Here is a 19,888-nt window from a genome sequence, read left to right as displayed (position 1 = left end):
TTAAGAATCTTGGCTGGGGTCATCTTGTAAGGTCCAGATAATCTTGCCGGAATAGTTGCCAGCGATCGCGTTGGCCCGTAATTTCAAGAGAATGCCTTCGTTGTCTTGCCAACGATCGGTGACCACATTGGTGGCTTCCCGGAGGTCGGTGATGTTCTTCTGGGCAACGATCAAGGGGGCGTCCAGACTTTGTTGGTCTAGTCCCTCCACGTAAACCATTTCCCCCGCCAAAACCCGACCATCCGCCTGTTTCAAAGGTGTTGCTTGCGCCAGCAATTGCCACGCAGTCACCCGGTCGCCTTGTTGCCGATCGTCGAAAACTTCGATTTCCCAATCTGGTCGCCGTGCAATCAACTGCTTGCTCCCGGTGACTTGGGCGTCTGCGAAGGCGACATTTTCCGCGATCGTGCCGAACCGCAATTGCCCTGACATCAGAATGATCTTGATTGTTTTGACATTGCTGTGGTTGGCGAACTTATCCACCAAACAATAAGTGAACTCATTGACCCCGGGGTGTAGCTGACTGGTGTTCAGCGCTTCGTTGGCCAATTGGAACCGGCCGTTTTGTTGGGACAGGGTACTGACAGGCTCGTAGGAAAGAAGTTGGCCATTCAAGGTTCGCTTGATCGCAAAATCGCTGTTTTCGATGGCTAGCGGTTCCTTGGGCGTGAGCGCGGTCGTATAACTGAACTCGCCGTGGATCTTTGGCAGGGGGTCATTCTGGGAAACGTAGTACTCCAGCGCGGCATCATCGGTCGTCGTGATCAAACGTTTGGGATCAAGTTCATAACGCGGGGTAGCGGTGTTCAGCCGTAAATGGGGGGTGTTGAAAGCCGCCAACGCCGGCGCGACCGAGAAACCACTGCGATACTGGTCGGCTTGCAGTTTGACCTTGATCTCCACTTGATAATTATCGGGGGTCAAAGGTTCAATCAAGTGGAACGCCAACCATTGTTCGCCGGTTTTAGGTTCCTTTTGGAGCCATTGTGCATTGAGCGGGCGGGTCTTGCCATTGGCGTGCTTGATCTCGCCCCCCGCCATGAAATGAGTTTGCTTCGGTAGATCGATGTTGATGTCGATTTGTTCCCAGGGCAACAAACTCGGCAGGTAATCCAAACGATAGGTTGCCGTCAGTAAATCGCCGGTATGCACGGACGCGTTGTTGCGGACTTGTTCCTGGCGTGTCTCGTTGAACAACTCGCTGCGGACGAACCCGCGCACGCCACCAGGGACGCGATCGAGGATCAATTCGGTTCGTTCGTAATTACTGGACGAGGTGGTCGCGGTAAAGCCCCAACGCACCCGACCATTGCCACTGGCGAACACCGACTGATCTAGGGGCACGGCCTGGCTTTTGAAGGATGGCTTCAGCGCCCCGGTTTGCGGATCGCGGTCATCCCAAGAAAAGGTCATCATCTGCGTTTCCGGATCCCAGATCAGACTCACATGTTGCCAATCGGGACTGGTCAAGTTCGGCTTCTCCACCAAGAGATCACCATGGTTCATCGTGTAATAATACTGATTGGCCGAGAACCACGGGCGATGGATCCGCTGCAGATAAGTCTCCTGACGGCTGGGATAATTGGCGGCAATGTGATGCGACCGGCTACTACCCGCGGTACCTAAGTCGAACGAATTCCCTTTACCGGGAGCGCCTGACCCATTGGCCAGATTACCATGACTATCGAATTCTAAGGCCCAACTCCGCTGGATCGCCGATAAGGCCAGCAATTGCGGCTCCGTCTGGTTACTCGCTAGATCGGCGGCCCACACGCCCAGGCTCTCACCGCCAAGTACCGGCTTGTTCATGAAACTGGTGATGGCCTGACTGCCGCGCGTATCGTTCTGAAGCACAAAAGCGAAACCCTCGCCGGGATAATTGGAGTAATTCGTGTTCCGCATCCAAAAGCCTAAATGCGTTTCCCGGTTAAGATCGAAGTAGGCGCCATCAGCGGCCCACACCGCCCCAGTTTGTTGCGTGACACTGGTCAGGGTGATCAGACTCGTATTATCAGGTCGGGCCGTGACCCGGGCGCTGTTGTTGCTGAAAGTTCGCGCGCTATCACTGATCAAGATCCGACTGAGATCGGTCCCGGTTGGCATCGTTGGCGTAATCGCTTTTTCAGCGCCGAGAACCACCCGCTCAGGTCGCGACCTTAAGAGCAAGAGTCCCCAAAGTACCAGGATCAAGATGAAGCCCAGCAGCCAAGAACGGCGTTGGTTATTTTTGAACATGACCGACATCTCCTTTCAATCTATCATCGTCATCAGCGCGGCTACTATTTCAGCAGCAATTGAAATTATACATAATCGGACTAGGCCTGTAAATAATTTTGCAGGAAATATTTTTTCTGCTTGATGAGTTATAGTTATCTAAAAAGCGTCTATATCAAGCTATTCGGGCGGACACCATTAGCAATCAGCTTAGAGAACGGCAATTTGCTAATGAAAAATTAAGCTAATAATTATCCAAATAATATGCAAATACTGAGACTGGTTTGTCCCGCAGATCAGCCAAAAGGGAAGATGACTTTGTGTGATTGTGTTAGGCGGCGATTGCGCGCCGAATTTAGAAACCGGCAGGCTGGAAAACCGGACACCAAAAAAGCAGCGCTCATCCGAACGCTGCTTTAATATGGGTTATGCTATTTTAATGACGATTCGTGCTTGTCTAAGTTATGGGAGTAACAAAACGCAGCCGAGAACCGCCAGTTAAAAACAAATTAGGTTGCTTATGCGCCGGGTTATTCAACGAGTGTTTGAGTCGGGTTGGACTCTTCTTCGACGCCATTCTCATCGCCAGCAGGTGCTGTCTCTGGCTCTGATCCATCAGGAGCGTTACTCAAGCTCCAGTTCATCGTCGCACTGTAATTGCCAGGTGTTGCGGTTGAAGGAATGGCCAGCGTAATCACTTTTTCGTTGTTGTAGGTCGCCGTATAGGTTCCGATACCTGATCCAGCGATAGCTGTGAAAATTGGTGCCAGATCGCCGGTGAAGGTAAATGAATCTGGTGCGGTGACGCCAGCGTTGGCGTCTGCCGATTCCTCAGCGTTGGCGATGGCTGGCTTCCCAAATGTAAGCAGCGCGCCCTTCAATTCCTTGGCTGTTTCGCCCTCCGCTGGAGTGGTCGTAAATGGTGTGATTGAAGTGAAAACCGTCCAACCATCAGCTAAACCCGGGTTTACCACAGTGATTGGATCCGCTGTGTTTGCTGGAAGGTCCAGCGCCTTACCAGTCAGAGGCCATGTACCGAAATCCAAACTTGGCGCTGTTGTTAACTGAACGCCACCACCAACTATGAGTTCAACTCCCGCTGTAGTCGTGTTTTTCTCATCAGTAAGATCGTCTGCTTTGACGACACCAACGGAAACAGTACCTAATGCTAATACGGTTAAAAGAGCTATTGCTTTATTGAATTTCATTTTTGAATCCCCCTATTTTCTTGTCCTATACCTTACGAATAAAAAAATTTAGTTGTCGGTCCGAACGCTCACGATTTGATTTCCCCGATGATCTCATGGTGTGAAAATGATCGAAACCAACTAACTTTCCAAAAACGATGATTGCTGTTTCTTAACTATCTATACCATATCATATAACTTTAGAAAATGAACGTAAAAAAGTCATAATTAGTTCACTTTTTGCAAAAAATTTTTATTCAAAACTGATGCCCGGGTAATTGTGTCCTAAATACGAATTAAGTGTGAACTATATATGATTAGTGCTGATACTATGGTCAATGAATCGATTTCTTCGTAACAAAATCGTATACATAAATTAAGACATTTACGTATATTTTTTTATCTCAGTATTCATTGATCGATTTCGACTTCGACAAGGGGCTATTTCGTGAACGGACACTCAGACTGCCAACCAATTTCACAGATGATCAGTTGCGCGCTCACGGTAAGCCGACCCATTTGGACGCAGAGTAGGAGCCACTCACTTTTTCAAATTTAAAAAACCAGCACAGAGGATGGCTTCTCTGTGCTGGTACGAAGTGCTGTGAGTCAGACTCAGAATGGGTCTGGCAATAGGTTGTGATTGCATTGCGAGATCGTACGTTGTGGTTGCAAGTTGTCATCGAAGTTGGACTTGAAAGCCATGGTTGAGGTCCGTGCGCACAAGTTCTGCTAGCAACCTCAACTTCGGTAGCAATTAACTCGGCCCATCTGTAAGCGTCCAAGTGATCACACTCTGATAGCTGCCACCGACAGCGCTGGAGCTGATTCGTGCTTTGATCCCAGTGGCTTCAGTCCAAGCATCGGTAATGTTGGTCGTTTCTTCTTTGACCAAATTGGTCGATGCTTTTTTCGCGGCGATCGGCATGGGCTGATTGGGATCAGTTGGTAATAGTTCCTCGGAGGTGCCATCACGGCTGAAAACCAAACTGCCAGCAGTCGTATTCACTGTTTTACTGACTGGGGTGAGCGGTGACGCGGCGGCGCTTAGTTGCCAGCCGGAGCCTGTGCCACGGGTGTCGTGAACTGTGACGCCCCAATCGTCATTCCGACCGATCAGCATGGTCGCTCCGGTCAACTGCGATTGGGTAAAGGAACTGTTCTTCTCGACGAGCAGCTCGAGGATGCCAGTAACTTGCACCAGGATATCTTCGGACATGGCGGTATGACCAGTTTTATCGGTGACTTTGACCTTCAGGGTATAATTCCCCGTATTATCAGAGAATTTGTCTGGGAAGGCTAGGGTGAATAGCCCATCCTGAGCGGCGCTTCCATTGGTCCAAGTCGACGTTAGTTGCTGCGTGTCACTGGCGTTATTGTTATTGGTCAAGGTTGCGGTCACGGTGAAGTTACTATTGGTAGCCACCATCGGTTTACCGGCAGCGTCATTGTAGTGGGTCACAAACTTCGGGACCGGGGTTGCAGCGCCTTGCTTGATCGCAATCGGGTCATTCTGATTTGTGACTTCTTGACGAGTGACCACCAAAGGCTTGTTGTCCAAAATCGTGAATTGCGGCGAAGTGGCATTGGTCACCAAGTAGGAACCGGCAAATTGGCTTGTTTGGCTAGCGACCGTGATTGCTTTGGTGGTCGCGTTGATCGCCGGACCGGCCAAAACGATCTTAGCCCAAGGATTGTCAGCGGTCAGTGGGTGATCCAGCTCAATTTTGTAAAGATCATCGACGGTCTCAACCTCCTTGAGCACTTGATCGGGAAGATTGGGATCCGCGTAAACAATTTTACCAGCGTCAGCAATCAGATCAACGATTTCGTCATCAGGTAATTTCAGCGAGCCAATAATATCTGCCCAATCCTGGTTGCCGCCGGTGCGATTTAGGGTAAACGTATATTCCAACCGGTCGCCAGGCGTGACTCTGGAGCCAGTAATTACCGCGCTTTGTTGCGTTAGGTTTCTGATGGTCACGGCAGCATTACCTTCGACCAAGTTTGGAATTGATTCGAAGATCACCATGCTGTTTTGAAAGTTATTGGGACCCGTGGAGCCGGTGAAACCCCAAGTGACTGCCCTAATGTCCTTGCCGAACACTTCATCGAGTGGAAATTCAGTAGTCGTAGCCTTTTCACCTGTTCTAGGGCTTCCGTCGGTGGGGTTTTTATCATTGAAAGTATATGTCATCTTCTTTGTACTGGCATTCCAATCCAAGGTGAGATGATACCAGTTTCCGGATGAGAACATAGTAGAGGTGATGTTATTAAGAACACTAAAATGAGTCTGGGTCATGATGTCAATGGAACTCGACCCTGGCCAGATCGTCGTGTAAGTGAGGGTCTCAGGAGTATGGGACGAAGGTCCTTGCGCTGGCCAGTTATAGGCAATATGAGGAGTCTTTATATTTGGTTTACTGATTCCGTCCTTGTAGTAATCAAAGGATGAACCTTTATCAAATTTGAGGCCAACAAGTGAGTAAACTGGATTATTCGCATTATTCACATAACTATCAAATTCCAAAGCCCAACTATGCTGAATGGCGGAATCTTTCGTAGTTTTTTGACTGCCATCATTCTTATCTTCACCATAGACACCAAGCGATTGTCCCTGATTACTACTGCTGATGGCGCCAGTACCCCTGGCATCGTTTTGGAGTACCAAGGCCATTCCGTCTGCCGGGGCTGCTTGCGTGCCGAAGTTTAACCACATGGTGGCGGTTTGATCTTTGGTGAGGTCAAACTTATTTATTGCGGTTGACCAGACCGCACCTTTTTGTTTTTTGGCATCTGTGATTTGAACCACGTCGGTGTTGGGTACGGTGGTTTTGCCACTTAATATTTTGGCACTGTTTTCGGAGAAGGTTCCGGGAACAAATAAGTTATCGAGTTTGATGCCTTGTGGTGCCGTAGTAAATGCGTCCGCCTGCACGATCCGCCCGGTTGCCCCCCATGGCAAGGCGCCAGCGAGGAGCGCGGCGCTGGTGATCAGTGTGAGTAGGCGGTGGGTTAGTTTGTTGTGAAGTCGTTTCAAGCTGATCCCCCCTCATCGGCTATTTCGGCTCTGTCTTGTTTGTTGGTTCTTCGTCGTCTTTCTTCTTGCGCCGGAGCAGCAGGATGATCAAGAAGACGAGCAGTAGGATAATGACCACGCCGATCAGGATCAGCCAGATGGTGTAATTTGGCTTGGCTGGTTCATCGACGGATTCCTTGTTGAGTTTATTCGCTTCGCTATCAGTGACCACGAAGTCTTTCTTGAAGTTCCATTTGTACTTCTTGTTGTCGGCGGTTGCCTTCAAATATAAGGTGTATTTGCCAGGTTCTAGGCGGTAGCTTTCGTTGCCGATCGGTAAGGTGAAGTTACTGTTAGGTGCCATCGCCATGCCGTCTTTCTTCATGGTGACGTATTTCTTCTTTTGACCGCGCTTGGTGATGTAGGTGTCGACCGCGAAATCCCTCATGATCGTGGCGCGGTTATTTTGCAAGGTGGCGGTGATGTAATTGCGATAGTTGAATTGTTTCGGACTGACTTTCAATAGGTGTAGATCTGGTTTGACTGCCGTTTGGTCGCTATGCAATTGCAGACCGATCACGTAAGCGAATTGGTTGGTAATGGTCACGCCTTTCTTGCTTTCGCTTTGTTCAGCGGTTTTCTGGGCGATGCGGATGCCACCAAGGATCACGCCGGAGAAAGTTTCCGCCGGGCTTTTCAACTTGATTGCAACGGTGGCCGAAGATTTGGCCGGGACCGTGACATTTTGCTTCGCCGAGACCAGATCCTCAATATTGTGTTTCAAGGATTTATCCGGCTTGGCGCCGTGGTTGCTATAGTCGATCACGCCATTGCGGTTGGTGCCGGCGCGGTTGGTTTCCACGGTGTAGTCGTGGGCCTGGCTATCCTGATTGTTGATCCGCACTTGCAACGTTTGCTCCGTGTCTGGCTTGACCAGCAAATCGAAATAAGTGACCTTGCTGTTGGGCATTTGGTTGTTCGGCAAGATCGCGCCCACGTTGTACTTCAAGCTCTCCGCCCGCGCCGTTGATGGGTGCTGCCCCGCGATTCCCATCATTGCTGCCAAGGCCAGACCTAGGCCGAGCCAAAATTTGTTCAACTTCTTCATTGCAATTCCTCACATTCCCCGAGTGATTGATGTTCAACCTTTAATTTACCATAAAAAACGCAAAGTACCAGTGACGGCCACTTTGCGCTAGCAGATCAATTTGGCGCGTCTAATAACGACCAGTTCAAAGTGCCCACGTAATGATCGCTGGCGACTTTTGCTGGTAGCGCCAAGGTTAATTTCGCCGGTGTCGTGGCGTCATTCCCTAAGCCTAGAACCCAAATACCTCGTCCCTGTTGCGAGCTGGCTCGCACTAAGTTGACATAGTCACCAAGATAGATCTGGTCCGTGACTAACTGAGGCGCCGGACTAACATTATCGCTGGTGGTTTTCAACGTCGTTAGACCTTTGAAGTCCAATAATCCACTTTGCAAGATTGCGCCGGTTTGTTGACCGACGAGAAATTCTGGCTTCAGTTGCAGCACCCAGCCAGTTCCGCTGCCGCGTTGATCGGTGACCTGCACCATGGCCTTGGCATTCAAGAGCTGAGCGCTGACCTTGTTCGCGGCGGTTTGTTTGGCGAAATGTAAATTACTGGCATAATCCAGCGACAAAACTTCCGTGGAACCCGTGCCCTGATTAGCGGGATCTAGCTCATCGCCAGGGTAGGGCAGATCAGGATCTTGCGGATCGCGGGGCGCGACCGGATCGGTCGTGGCCTCGCTGATCAACGGAATCTTGGCCTCGCCGGTCAAGGTATCACCTTGGACCGGGCGCTCATTAATCAGGAGAGCTGCCAACAAACCCAGTAAGATCAAGCTTCTCCAACGTTTGCGCATCGGCCACGCCCCCTTTCAAGCTTGCTTGGAACACTAGCGATGGGTTGATTATGGTTGTGGTAGCGGATTTGGAACATCGGTCAAGGTCCAAGTTAGCTCTGCTTTATACTCACCTGCGACGTTGTTCGCGGGAATCTCTAATTTAGCGGTGATTTCATCCGTATTGATCCCGATTCCGGCACCAGCTGGCGCGTAGAAAACAGATTTTGCGGCATCGTTGATCACGCCAGTTGCGGCTACCGCAGTATTCGCGCCGCCGCCACTATTATCAGCTGGTGTAGCCGCGGTAAAGGTTAGCACAGGACCGACTAATTTAGTCGTCGGTGTCGTCACGTCAGCGAATTCGCTGATCGCGACGGTGACCCCCCAACCAGCGGCGCCGCCACGGTTGGTGACTTGTAATAATGGGTCGCCAACAATATCAGCGACAGTGATTGGTTTACCGGTGATCATTTGTGTCCCAAAATCGAAATATGGGACCGTGTCCAGCGTGATCTGGCTATCGCCTCCAGTATCATCGAACGTCAATGTAGTATTCGCCGTTGATGTTTTTGGCGATGTGTCTTCAGCGCTTACCAATGTGCTGGCACTAAACGACAAAGCAAGCATAAGCGTGCTGAGTGTCGTCAATGTTTTATTAAATTTCATGATGCTTCCCTCCATAATTCGTGCGTCCAGTCGTCATCAGCCGCGACACTCCCCTAAGCGTCGTGACCGGCTGAATCATAAAAAAATGGTCTGATGTTGCCTTAATTCGGTGAACTTTCTAAAGTCCACGTGAGTTCCGCGGTATAATCACCTGCTAGATTTCCTGGTGGAATGGTCAGTTGCACCTGTTCCAGTGGATGATCCAATTGGAAAACGCCAATACCAGAATTGACCTCCGCGCTCAAAATCACGGAATCCGCCTGGTTAACGGTGACCGCTTGACTAGTTGGATTGCGAGTAATGTCGTTGTTTGGTGTGACCGTACCCGCGCCTAAAGCTAATGACGCGCCTTTCAAAGTTTGCGGCGTTGGCGCCGCTGTTTGGAAATCACTGGCGCGGACTTTTACTTGCCAGCCCACTGGAACCCCTGGGTTTTCCACGATCAAGGCACCCTTGACCTCGTGGGCTTGGTAGGTGGCGCCCAGGGAGCTGAGTTTCTGTGCTTCGAAATCATAATCGGGCACTTGGCGCAAAATAATTGTGGCATTGGGATCCAAGTAGAGACCGATCGTCGCCGTTGAGATACCCGATTGGCCGTCCGGAGCCACTTCTGCTAGAACACTGGCGCTGCTTTGGAGACCGAGCCCTAACAAGAGCGCGCCAGTCCAAACAATTAGTTTATTTGCATGCATGTCGATCCCCCCTGTTCATCGTTCGGGGTGGCGACGTTGACGAAGTTCGCGGCCAATGATAATCAGCAACAAAACAATCAAAATCATTCCCCAAAACAAAACTGCTCGTTGGCGTTGCTCACTGGTCTGCGGCAAAATAATGTCGATCCAATCATTCTGACCACTGGTATCGTCCTGATCGTTGGCGCCAGGCTGACTAGGGTCGGCTGGGTCGCTGGGATCAGACGGATCAGATGGGTCGGCTGGATCAGACGGGTCAGATGGATCGGATGGATCACCGGGATCGGACGGATCTGTTGGATCAGTCGGATCAGTCGGGCCCCCGCCACCTAGATCATCCTTCGCCGTGATTGAAATATCATATTGACTGCTGGTCACGTCAGCTTGGCTAACCTGTCCAGCGCTCGTGAAAATCCCCCAACAAAGAAACAAAAATAAAAGCACAAAATTTCTTTTTCGCACACGACCCCCTCCTACAATGTGCTGAATCCTATTCTATAAATTTACCATATCATAAATTCTCAAAAAATACACGTAAAATTCACTTTTAGTGACTATTCGTAAATTGATTTCGAAAATCGAATTCATGCGGTCATTCCTTGTCCAGTGGTGAATTATTTGTGATGAAAAAGCGCTTTATTGTTTTGCTGAAAGATATTGGTCTGCTTTAATCGATTTTATGCAGTTACCTCGGTGACACCTAATGGATCATAGTAATCGCCCAAACAAAAAACCGGCCACTCCGTGATTCGGAGTGGCCGGTTGCTTGAGTGGACTTTATGCGTGAGTTTTCGTGATCGTTTGTTCAGCGTGAACTAGCGCGCAAGATCAGTTTGGTGCCCACGTTCAAATTGATCGGGGTTTCGCGGTCGGTTTCCAGACGGTCCAGTAACAGTTCGACACTTTTTTGGCCCATTAGTTTCGTGTCAACTTGGACGGAACTGACTTGGGGACTGAAATAGCGGGCGATGGTGGTGTCGTTGAAACCGATGATGCTCACGCGTTCAGGCACGCTGATCTGGGCTTCTTGGAGCGCATGAAGGGCGCCGATCGCCAGGGCGTCATTGGCCGCGAAGAAGGCGTGGGGGAGTTGCGGCCCCAGTTCGGTGATCGCCTTTTGCATCAACTTGTGTCCAGATTCAACGCTAAAAGGCCCCGTCAACACGAAATCGGGGCGCAGTAGCTTGTGGTCGCGCATGATATTGCGGAAAGTGTTCAAGCGTTGATCGGTCAGCTTCAATTGATGATCACTGGTCAATTCTTCACCGGCGATCATCCCAATATCCTTAATGTCCAGCGCCAGAAAATGTTCGATGATTTTCTTGACGGGGTAATGGAGGTTGGGGGTGACGCTGTCGAAACCGAAATTCAAGGTGTTGAAGTCCACGAAGATCGTGGTGAGACCAGTCGCTTGAATCGCCGTGATCTGTTTGGGGCTGAACTTCCCGATGGCGATCATGCCAGCGAAATCTTTGGCATTGGGCAAACTCTGCTCCCGGGTGAATTGTTGCACCGCATAGCCAGCCGCCTGGATCTTCTCCTCGGCGCCCAAGCGGATCGACAAATAATAGATATCATTCAGTTCCTCTTGCTCGTTGTACCAGGTCAACAAAGCGATTTTAGGTGGTGCTTTCTCGACGCGCCGTTTCTTCTTGGCATAGTTGAGTGCCTCAGCCGCGGCGAAAACCCGCTTCTTCGTTTCGTCAGTAACGGCCAGATCTTGGTCATAATTCAAGACCCGCGAAACGGTGGCTGGGGAAACATGTGCCCGAACGGCAATATCTTTGATCGTTGCCATATTGTTACCTCTTCAAACTAAATATTCAACTTAATTATATGATTATTTACTAAATTTTTCAAATACTACTTACACCAGGCGGTTGCCAACCCGCCTTTTATTTACTAAATCTTGCGTTGGCGCGGCTCGATGACTGGCCATGTCTCCCGCAAAAAAATTCCGGATCGCTTACTGAGAAAGCTTGCGCAGAATTGTGGCGAACCAGCACGACGATCACTGGCGCGAAGTCAACGGGTGGTTGCGTTGGGACTTGCTTGGCTGTCAGGCGAAGGACCTGGTGAAAAGGCGGGATTTTGATTGACAGCGAAGGGTGAGAATGGTATAACAAGAGTAAGGATATTTACTAAAAGTATTTTGTTTTACTAAAAAACATGAGGTGATTGATAATGGCAATTATGGTAACTGGTGGAGCTGGCTATATCGGTTCACACACAACGGATCGCTTGATCGAACAGGGACAAGATGTGGTAGTGGTTGACAACCTATTGACCGGACATCGGGCCGCGGTCAATGCGAAGTCTCGCTTCTATGAAGGTGATTTGCGTGATCGGGCTTTCTTGAACCGGGTCTTTGACCAAGAAGAAATCACTGGCGTGGTCCATTTCGCCGCCAATTCATTAGTCGCCGAATCAATGGCACAACCATTGAAATATTTCGACAACAATGATTACGGCTTTATTGTTTTATTGGAAACGATGATCGCTCATGATGTGAAACAACTGGTCTTCTCGTCGACCGCTGCAACGTTCGGTGAAGCGAAGGAAATGCCGATCACCGAAGAAACACCTCAGATCCCCACGAATCCATACGGTGAAAGTAAGCTGGTCATGGAGAAATTCGCCCACTGGGCAGATGTGGCCAACGGGTTGCGCTGGGTGGCCTTGCGCTACTTTAATGTGGCTGGGGCCAAAGCAGATGGCTCGATCGGTGAAGATCACCATCCGGAAACGCACTTGATCCCCATTGTGTTGCAAGTGGCCAGTGGCAAACGGGCTAAGTTACAAATCTTCGGCGGCGACTATCCCACACCAGATGGCACCAACGTTCGTGACTATGTTCATGTCATGGATTTGGCGGACGCTCATATTTTGGCTCTGGATTATTTGCAGGCAGGGCATGAATCCAATGCCTTCAACTTAGGCTCGGCGACCGGGTTCTCCAACTTGGAGATCGTGAAGGCGGCGCGGGCTGTAACCGGCGCACCCATTCCTTACGAAATCGCGGCGCGTCGTCCTGGGGACCCAAGCACCTTGATCGCATCATCAGAGAAAGCGCGGAAAGTGTTGCACTGGGCGCCGAAATACGATGACATTGAGAAAATCATTGCGACGGCCTGGACTTGGACGCAAAGTCATCCAGAAGGCTACGCCGATAAATAGTGGGGTTCTATCCACTCGAGGAGAATAAGAATGAAATTATCAGAGATCAATCAAGATTTTACCCGTGTTTTCAGCACGGAGGCTGCGGCCAATTACTTCGCGCCCGGCCGCATCAATTTGATCGGCGAGCATACTGACTATAATGGCGGTCATGTATTCCCGGCGGCGATCAGCTTAGGCACCTACGCGGCAGTGGCACCCCGGACTGATCGGACCTTGCACCTTTACTCCGCGAATTTCAAACAAGAGGCCGTTCGGGTCATTGATTTGGGCAACTTGGCTTTTGCGAAGGCTGATGGTTGGACCAACTTTGTTAAAGGTGAATTTGCCCTGTTAACACAGGCAGGACACACGTTTGCGCATGGCTTGGATATTTACTTCTATGGTAATTTGCCCGCGGCTTCTGGTTTGTCATCTTCCAGCTCGATCGAGTTATTGACCGGCGCGATCATTAATGATGTTTATCAATTGGGTATTTCCCAACTGGATCTGATCAAGTTAGGTCAACAAGTTGAAAATCAATATATCGGGGTCAATTCCGGCATTATGGATCAATTTGCCATTGGCATGGGCCGGAAAGATCAGGCGATTTTCCTGGACACCAACAGTTTGGCGTACGACTATTACCCCCTGGACTTGCCAGAACAGCGGATCGTCATTATGAATACCAACAAGCCGCGGACGTTGAGCGATAGTAAATACAACCAGCGGCGGGCAGAATGTGAAGCGGCCTTGGCGCAACTGCAACAGGTGGTGGCGATCGACTCGTTAGGCGATTTGGATACGGCCAAGTTCGATGAATATTGTTACGCAATCGACGACGAAGTGCTGTTGAAGCGGGCGCGCCACGCCGTTTGGGAAAACCAGCGGACAGTTCGCGCGGCGCAAGCCTTGAGTCATCATGATTTAGCGGAATTTGGTCGGTTATTGAACGCGTCCCACGTTTCACTGGAATATGATTATGAAGTGACGGGCACTGAATTGGATACTTTGGTCCACACTGCTTGGCAACAACCAGGTGTTTTGGGCGCACGGATGACCGGCGCGGGCTTTGGCGGCTGCGCGATCGCGTTGGTTCAACGTGATCAAATCCCAGCGTTCATTGAGAAGGTCGGGGCCGTTTACGCCGAAACGATCGGTTATGCTGCTAGTTTCTACGTTGCCCAGATCGCCGATGGTCCGCACAAAATCGCACAGGCTGAATTAGTGATCGAATAAAGTGGCCCAGGGTCGGGGGCGAACCCCGATCAGTGTTGAGAATGACTTTGATGGAATGGGAGTTTTGACAGTTATGGCAGAAACAAATTTGATCCCCGCTTTTCTAAACTGGGTCCTCAAATATAATTCACAGTACCAAGACCTAGATCGGGTTTATTTGCAGAACCATATTTTGACCTTGGTTGGTGGCACTGATCCGCAACAGGTCGTGGGCGACGCGGCCGATGAACCGATTGCGTTGGCCAACGGTTTGGTTGATTTCGCGATCAAACGCGGCGCGATCGGGACGACTTTGCCCGAACGGGATATTCTGGTCGCGCAACTGATGGATTTCCTGACGCCACTGCCTAGCGCGGTCAATCAGCGCTTCTGGCAGCTGCACGAACAACAGTCAGCGACGGCGGCGACGCAGTATTTCTATCAACTGTCGACCATCAACGACTATGTCAAAACCGCGCAGATCGCTAAGAACATCAAGTATACCGTCGCGACCGAGTATGGCGATCTGGAGATCACGATCAACTTGTCGAAGCCGGAGAAAGATCCCAAGGCCATCGCCGCCGCTGCCAAAATGGCGCCGGCAACCTATCCCGCCTGTCAATTATGTTTGGAAAACGAGGGTTATCTGGGGCGGTTAGATTACCCAGCGCGCAGCAATCATCGGGTCATTCGCTTCGATATGGCGGGCAAAACCTGGGGCTTCCAGTATTCGCCTTACGCCTATTTCAATGAACATTGCATTTTCTTGGATGGGAAACACGAGCCGATGCATATTTCTCGGCAAACCTTCGCTAACTTGTTCTCGATCATTTCGTTATTCCCCCATTATTTCGCAGGGAGTAATGCGGATCTACCGATCGTCGGTGGGTCGATGTTGAGCCACGAACATTATCAAGGCGGGCGCCACAGTTTCGCCATGGCGCAGGCGCCGGTGGAGCGCTCATTTATTTGGCCGGAGTTTCCCGATGTTGATTTCGGTGTGGTCAAGTGGCCGATGTCGGTCTTGCGTCTTTCAGGAAAGAATCAGGCCAGTCTGATCAACGCTGCCAGCGCGATTTTGGCGGCTTGGCGGCAGTATTCTGATCCGAGCCAGGAAATCAAGGCGCATGACGCGGATGGCACGCAGCACCACACCATCACCCCAATCGCCCGGCAAACCAAGGATGGCGCTTACCAACTGGATCTGGTGTTGCGGGACAATCAAACTTCCGCGCAATATCCCGATGGTATTTTCCATCCCCATCAAGATGTGCAACACATCAAACGGGAAAATATCGGCTTGATCGAAGTGATGGGACTGGCAATCCTGCCGGCGCGCTTATTAACAGAATTGCAAGAAGTGCAGCGTTATCTGCTGGGACAGACCAACGAAATCGCCGCTTACCACCAGGCTTGGGCGGATGAGCTCCAAGCCAAATATGGTGATGATCTGACTGCCGACAACGTGGAACAAATCGTGCGCACAGAAGTTGGCCGCGTGTTCGCGCGCGTGCTGGCCGATGCCGGGGTCTTCAAGCGCACCACCAGTGGCCAAGCCGCTTTCGACCAGTTTATCCAGAGCGTGATCAGTCAATAGATTAGAGAAAATGCAAGAACTCAATAAGTGTACACAAAAACCCACAACGCGTGGAAATCTGCGTTGTGGGTTTTGTCTACTTGGATCAGTCTCAATTGCAACTAACTCAGGTAGTTGTTGCGGATTAACTAATTAACAGGTTGGGTGACTGGCGACTATTTGGCGCCCACCGCTTCGGCGGCCTTGGCAACTGCGGCGCCAGCTAAGGCATTGACGTAGTTGACAGGTTGGTCGAAGTTAGGTTGGAAGAACATATCGACCATGGAGAGCGTGTCGATCGTCATCTTGGTTTGGATTGCCAGCGAGAGAACGTTGGCAGATTGCGCACAGTCATAAGAGCTGAAGAAAGCCCCACCCTTAACGACACGAGTTTCAGGATCCCAAGTCAGTTCCATCAAAATTGGCGTGGTCGTCAGCATGAATTCGGGCCGATAGTTTTGTTCCAAAACAACGTGGTCAACAACCACGCCGCGAGCCTTAGCCCCATCGACGGTCAAGCCGGAAGAAGCAATCGTCTTACCGTATAATTCAACCGCGGATGACGCTTGTGTGCCTAAATATTTCTCGGTTGGCGCGGCAATGTTCTTCCCAACTAAGATCCCTTGACGAACCGCATTGGTTGCCAATGGAATATAGTCGTCCTTGCCAGTTGGGTTGTAGTGAACAACGGAGGAGTCACCCGCCGCGTAAATATCAGGATCGCTAGATTGCATATATTCGTTGGTAACGATCGCGCCATTGCCGATCATCTCAACTTTGCCTTTCATCAGTTCGGTGTTAGGCCGGAAACCAGCTGCCATGATCGCAATATCAGCGGTATAGCTGCCGTGATCAGTCGTGACCGTGATTTCATCGGTGCCACTGAATTTAACAACTTTCTCGCCCATCGCCAAATGAACACCATGGTCGCGATAATCTTGTTCAACGCGTTCGGTGATCGCCGCGTCGAAATTCTTAGCGAGCACACGCGGTAAAGCGTCGATCAAAGTCACTTTCTTGCCCAACAGAGAAAGTTGTTCAGCCAGTTCAGCGCCAATATAGCCAGCGCCGATCACGATCGCTGAATCGATCTTCTCGGACTCTGCTTTGATTTGGGTCGCATGCGTCCAGTTCTTGCAAAGTTGGACTTTAGCGTTGTCGATGCCTTCAATTGGTGGGATCACTGGCGCTGAGCCAGTTGTAACTACTAATTTGTCGTAAGTGTCAGTTGATTCTTCCCCAGTTTTCAAATCTTTGACGCGAACGGTTTTAGCAGCAGTGTCAACGTTGAGAACATCATATTGCATCTTCATCGTTGCGCCTAAGCCAGCTAATGCCTCAGGACTTGAATAAAACATCTTCTTCGGATCGGAAACGTGACCGCCGACCCAAAGCGCGATCCCACATGATAAGAATGAGAGATTATCATTGCGTTCGTAAACGGTAACTTGCCAATCAGGATGCTCAGTCAAAATTTGTTGTGTCGCAAAAGTGCCGGCATGTGTGCAGCCAATAACAATAACTTTCATAAGGACTTCCTCCGTTTATTTGGTTTTCCAATAATTTTGATACAGACTACATTTTCATTGTAGCGGATTCGCCAATAATGTCAACGCTTTCAACTTGTTTTTAGTGGCGCACAAACGCGATGCGAATGGGGATAAGTGGTTTCGTGAAGATTGTGAATGAAATCGGCTTCTACTATAAATGTCGAACTGGGGTGGGGTGGGCAACTGTTTTGAAATTGATTTAGGCGGTTGGTTGCTATTCTGGAACCTGCGCTTGATTGCAGGGGTGAGTGGGTGTTGCGCGTGAGCGCAACCGGGTCGGGCCATTTGTGCGGCTGGAACGCAGTGGGCGTCGTTTTGAGCCAATCCGCAAAGTGCGCGGCTTGTCTCAAAATCGAGCCTTATTCTAAGCGGCAAAGCCGCAAAGAATAATTTCACTGCTGAGCCGCATGGCCCGACCCGGTTGCTAGGCGGAATCGAGCTTATCTGCAATCGAAGTGAAGGATTTGACGAAGTGGTTTGGCGAGCTAGAGGTCAAAACAATTGCCCTTTTTGGGGTGGTACGGCAATGTCAACGGATTGGGATTAGTAGGTTGGAACAGTTTGCATTGGTTGAACATCTTTACTTGTTCCCTAAACAATCCTTAGGTGGAAACCGATTGATTCGGCTGATTCACTGAGAACTAGGTTTGTTCATCAGACAGACTGCACTGGTGTCACCAATTTAAAGTTGATGATCACTGGACATGGTTGTCAATGACGTGGCTCCCTACCAATTGACCATAGCTTGTCAGTTGGCGTGAGTGCTCAAAAGACTGTGGTAACGTTGAGCGGCTGGAGCGGAGCGTGGTGTTGAAACGTGTTCGCCGACCTAGCATTTTCCCTTCCGCTTAGCTACGCAACTATTCTGGAGCCCCACTACACTTGCCTCCTAGATAATCCTCGGTGAAACCGACCGATTCAACTGACTGATCAAGAACTTGCCTTAGTTCATCAGACAGATTGTACTGGTGTCACCAATTTAAAGCTTGTGACCACTAACCACGGCCGTAAATTGCGTGGATCCTCATCAATTGACCACAGCTTGCCAGTCGGTGTGAGTGCTCAAACGGCTGTTAAAACGTTTAGCGGCTGGAGCGGAGAAATTCGGGGTGAGATCGCCGTGAAATTGTCCTTGGCGGCTTTGCCGCTTAGGACAAGGCCTGATTTTGAGACAAGCCGCGTACTTTGCGGATTGGCTCAAAACAGTGCCCACAGCGAGCTCACCCCGAATTTCGCAGCGCAAGCTGCGGCCAACCTACTTTTATCAAAACAGCCAGGCCATCTCACCCAGCGTCAGCAATTTTCGTCCAAAGTGGTCAGACGCGAAAACACCCAGCTGCCCGGAACATGGTATGATATAAGGTGTAAGAAAGCATTTTTGGGGGCATGATTTTGAAATTATCAGTGACAACGGTAGAGATTCTCATTCGGCTTTTGGCAGCCGTGGTGATCTCGGGCTTGATCGGCTACGACCGGGAGCAAAAGAACCATCCCGCCGGCATCCGCACACACATCCTCGTTTGCGTCGGCGCCTGCGTGATCGCGATGATCCAGCAAGAAATCGGCTTTGAGGCGTTGGCGTTCGCCAAGGCGCAACCCCAATTCGCAGGCGTGATTCGCGCCGATGAAGCGCGGCTGATTGCGCAGGTTGTCAGTGGCATCGGCTTTCTGGGCGCAGGGACAATCGTGGTCACGCATCGCGCCGTGACTGGATTGACCACCGCGGCTTCATTGTGGGCGACGGCTGGTTTGGGCTTGGCCGTGGGGATGGGGTATTACCGCATCGCCGGGATCAGCGCGCTGGTTGTTTTGGCCGTCCTGGCGCTTTTGAAAAAAGTGATTGTGGTGCATCCAGCCTTCAAGCGGGTCGAGATTCAGTACACGGAAAAAACCGCGACCAGAGAGCAGTTGCAGGCCTACTTTGCGGACAAAAAAATTAAGATCGAACGGGTCAGCTTCAAAGTAAGTCGGCTGGACAGTGGCGTGGTTTATACCAATGTTTACGCCATCGATTTGCCGCATGAAATGAGTTATGTGCAGTTGGTTGATGACTTATCCGCCTTTGATCATATGCAACAAGTGCTGCTGGTCAACGTTTAAGGAGGTCGCCATGTCAGCGGGTGTTGAGGAGTATCAACGTTTATTTGGCCAGGAAACTCACGATGAAGCGACGCTGTTTGAGCTGTTGGTCGTCGCGGTTTTTCAAGCGGGCTTGAGTTGGCAGGCGGCGGCCAGTAAGTTGCCGGCGTTTCGGCGAGCTTTCGCCGATTTCGATCCGCAGATCGTTGCTGGGTTTGATGAACCGGAGCTGGAACGCTTCTTGCGTGATCCGGAATTGATTCGCAATCCGCGCAAGTTACGCGCGGTGATCGCGAACGCGCGGGCGATTATGCTGTTACGGCCAGAGTTCGCGGACTTTGGTGCCTATCTTTGGCATTTCACCGACCACCAGCAGTGGGTCATGGTAATCGCGCCGGGAACGCCGTTAAATCAACAGTCAAGCCTGGGAACACAGGTAGCTCGTGATATGAAGCGCCGGGGCTTTAAGTTTGTTGGCCCCACCACCGTGCAATTATTTTTGTTGGCAGCCGGGGTGATCCAGCAACGTGAGCAGGCTTGATCAGCGCGCGGTAATACACCCTGTGATCAGTGGGGGCCCCTTGTAACCTGTCGTAACCGAAATTGCCGCAAATAAAATCGCGGGACGCGCCGCAACCAACCTGTTCAAAGGCAGCTCGTTT

General features: G+C 50.6%; 17 protein-coding genes. 6 read left to right on the top strand and 11 right to left on the bottom strand.

The genetic code is table 11. The features are described 5' to 3' along the window. The 9 genes from ACYVSB_RS09455 to ACYVSB_RS09415 all read right to left on the bottom strand — a co-directional run bounded on the left by ACYVSB_RS09455 (position 1) and on the right by ACYVSB_RS09415 (position 11,445). The gene (locus tag ACYVSB_RS09455; protein WP_461219209.1) at positions 1-2,235 is read right to left on the bottom strand and encodes an L-type lectin family protein; all 2,235 of its coding nucleotides are present in this window, start codon (positions 2,233-2,235) and stop codon (positions 1-3) included. A 509-nt stretch (positions 2,236-2,744) separates the two neighbouring features. Beyond that, positions 2,745-3,422 carry a WxL domain-containing protein gene (locus ACYVSB_RS09450; RefSeq protein WP_125597805.1) on the bottom strand — a complete coding sequence of 226 codons (678 nt, stop codon included), beginning with the start codon at positions 3,420-3,422 and terminating at the stop codon, positions 2,745-2,747. A gap of 736 nt (positions 3,423-4,158) precedes the next feature. Further along, a complete protein-coding gene (locus ACYVSB_RS09445; RefSeq protein ID WP_461219208.1) occupies positions 4,159-6,441 on the bottom strand; it encodes a WxL domain-containing protein in 2,283 nt (760 codons plus the stop codon). A 19-nt stretch (positions 6,442-6,460) separates the two neighbouring features. Continuing rightward, positions 6,461-7,528 carry a DUF916 and DUF3324 domain-containing protein gene (locus ACYVSB_RS09440; RefSeq protein WP_461219207.1) on the bottom strand — a complete coding sequence of 356 codons (1,068 nt, stop codon included), beginning with the start codon at positions 7,526-7,528 and terminating at the stop codon, positions 6,461-6,463. 95 nt (positions 7,529-7,623) lie between these two features. Then, complete coding sequence (locus ACYVSB_RS09435) at positions 7,624-8,307, bottom strand: WxL domain-containing protein (protein WP_461219206.1); 684 nt, start codon at positions 8,305-8,307, stop codon at positions 7,624-7,626. 48 nt (positions 8,308-8,355) lie between these two features. Next, positions 8,356-8,955: a WxL domain-containing protein gene (locus ACYVSB_RS09430; protein WP_164511094.1), complete on the bottom strand. Its 600-nt coding sequence runs from the start codon at positions 8,953-8,955 to the stop codon at positions 8,356-8,358. Between the two features lie 101 nt (positions 8,956-9,056). Then, positions 9,057-9,647 (bottom strand): WxL domain-containing protein, encoded by a 591-nt coding sequence (locus ACYVSB_RS09425; RefSeq protein WP_125597823.1) that lies wholly within the window; start codon positions 9,645-9,647, stop codon positions 9,057-9,059. Positions 9,648-9,662: 15 nt separating this feature from the next. After that, positions 9,663-10,109, bottom strand: a complete 447-nt coding sequence (locus ACYVSB_RS09420) for a hypothetical protein (RefSeq protein WP_461219205.1) — start codon at positions 10,107-10,109, stop codon at positions 9,663-9,665. 343 nt (positions 10,110-10,452) lie between these two features. Continuing rightward, on the bottom strand, positions 10,453-11,445 hold the full coding sequence (locus ACYVSB_RS09415) for a LacI family DNA-binding transcriptional regulator (RefSeq protein ID WP_125597829.1): 993 nt from the start codon (positions 11,443-11,445) through the stop codon (positions 10,453-10,455). Positions 11,446-11,831: 386 nt separating this feature from the next. Between ACYVSB_RS09415 and galE the strand changes: the two genes are divergently transcribed. The 3 genes from galE (at position 11,832) to galT (ending at position 15,618) form a co-directional block, all read left to right on the top strand. After that, positions 11,832-12,824 carry a UDP-glucose 4-epimerase GalE gene (gene galE / locus ACYVSB_RS09410; RefSeq protein WP_125597832.1) on the top strand — a complete coding sequence of 331 codons (993 nt, stop codon included), beginning with the start codon at positions 11,832-11,834 and terminating at the stop codon, positions 12,822-12,824. A gap of 30 nt (positions 12,825-12,854) precedes the next feature. Further along, positions 12,855-14,042 carry a galactokinase gene (locus ACYVSB_RS09405; protein ID WP_125597835.1) on the top strand — a complete coding sequence of 396 codons (1,188 nt, stop codon included), beginning with the start codon at positions 12,855-12,857 and terminating at the stop codon, positions 14,040-14,042. Positions 14,043-14,115: 73 nt separating this feature from the next. Further along, positions 14,116-15,618: a UDP-glucose--hexose-1-phosphate uridylyltransferase gene (galT, locus tag ACYVSB_RS09400; protein WP_125597838.1), complete on the top strand. Its 1,503-nt coding sequence runs from the start codon at positions 14,116-14,118 to the stop codon at positions 15,616-15,618. A 155-nt stretch (positions 15,619-15,773) separates the two neighbouring features. Here galT and ACYVSB_RS09395 read toward each other — a convergent pair whose 3' ends face one another. After that, a complete protein-coding gene (locus ACYVSB_RS09395) occupies positions 15,774-17,126 on the bottom strand; it encodes an FAD-dependent oxidoreductase (protein ID WP_125600695.1) in 1,353 nt (450 codons plus the stop codon). 54 nt (positions 17,127-17,180) lie between these two features. After that, positions 17,181-17,543 carry a hypothetical protein gene (locus ACYVSB_RS09390; RefSeq protein ID WP_125600692.1) on the bottom strand — a complete coding sequence of 121 codons (363 nt, stop codon included), beginning with the start codon at positions 17,541-17,543 and terminating at the stop codon, positions 17,181-17,183. Between the two features lie 592 nt (positions 17,544-18,135). On the opposite strand from ACYVSB_RS09390, the gene ACYVSB_RS09385 reads away from it, so the two are divergent. Genes ACYVSB_RS09385 through ACYVSB_RS09375 form a run of 3 tightly spaced genes read left to right on the top strand, consistent with a single transcriptional unit; the run spans position 18,136 to position 19,767 of the window. After that, positions 18,136-18,537, top strand: coding sequence for a hypothetical protein (locus ACYVSB_RS09385; protein WP_125600690.1), 402 nt, complete (start codon positions 18,136-18,138; stop codon positions 18,535-18,537). Then, on the top strand, positions 18,534-19,247 hold the full coding sequence (locus ACYVSB_RS09380; RefSeq protein WP_461219204.1) for an MgtC/SapB family protein: 714 nt from the start codon (positions 18,534-18,536) through the stop codon (positions 19,245-19,247). Before ACYVSB_RS09385 ends, ACYVSB_RS09380 begins: the two co-directional genes overlap by 4 nt. A 10-nt stretch (positions 19,248-19,257) precedes the next feature. Then, positions 19,258-19,767, top strand: coding sequence for a DNA-3-methyladenine glycosylase I (locus tag ACYVSB_RS09375; RefSeq protein WP_125600684.1), 510 nt, complete (start codon positions 19,258-19,260; stop codon positions 19,765-19,767). Positions 19,768-19,888 lie beyond the last annotated feature (121 nt).

This window comes from Lapidilactobacillus salsurivasis, assembly GCF_054785215.1.
This window is presented reverse-complemented; position numbering and strand designations above follow the sequence as displayed.

Bases quoted from the DNA above. Each gene is read 5' to 3' on its own strand.
- ACYVSB_RS09440 (WP_461219207.1), bottom strand. From the start codon at position 7,528: ATGAAGAAGTTGAACAAATTTTGGCTCGGCCTAGGTCTGGCCTTGGCA.
- ACYVSB_RS09405 (WP_125597835.1), top strand. From the start codon at position 12,855: ATGAAATTATCAGAGATCAATCAAGATTTTACCCGTGTTTTCAGCACG.
- ACYVSB_RS09435 (WP_461219206.1), bottom strand. From the start codon at position 8,307: ATGCGCAAACGTTGGAGAAGCTTGATCTTACTGGGTTTGTTGGCAGCT.
- ACYVSB_RS09455 (WP_461219209.1), bottom strand. From the start codon at position 2,235: ATGTTCAAAAATAACCAACGCCGTTCTTGGCTGCTGGGCTTCATCTTG.
- ACYVSB_RS09380 (WP_461219204.1), top strand. From the start codon at position 18,534: ATGATTTTGAAATTATCAGTGACAACGGTAGAGATTCTCATTCGGCTT.
- galE (WP_125597832.1), top strand. From the start codon at position 11,832: ATGGCAATTATGGTAACTGGTGGAGCTGGCTATATCGGTTCACACACA.
- ACYVSB_RS09425 (WP_125597823.1), bottom strand. From the start codon at position 9,647: ATGCATGCAAATAAACTAATTGTTTGGACTGGCGCGCTCTTGTTAGGG.
- ACYVSB_RS09430 (WP_164511094.1), bottom strand. From the start codon at position 8,955: ATGAAATTTAATAAAACATTGACGACACTCAGCACGCTTATGCTTGCT.
- ACYVSB_RS09450 (WP_125597805.1), bottom strand. From the start codon at position 3,422: ATGAAATTCAATAAAGCAATAGCTCTTTTAACCGTATTAGCATTAGGT.
- ACYVSB_RS09375 (WP_125600684.1), top strand. From the start codon at position 19,258: ATGTCAGCGGGTGTTGAGGAGTATCAACGTTTATTTGGCCAGGAAACT.
- ACYVSB_RS09415 (WP_125597829.1), bottom strand. From the start codon at position 11,445: ATGGCAACGATCAAAGATATTGCCGTTCGGGCACATGTTTCCCCAGCC.
- galT (WP_125597838.1), top strand. From the start codon at position 14,116: ATGGCAGAAACAAATTTGATCCCCGCTTTTCTAAACTGGGTCCTCAAA.
- ACYVSB_RS09395 (WP_125600695.1), bottom strand. From the start codon at position 17,126: ATGAAAGTTATTGTTATTGGCTGCACACATGCCGGCACTTTTGCGACA.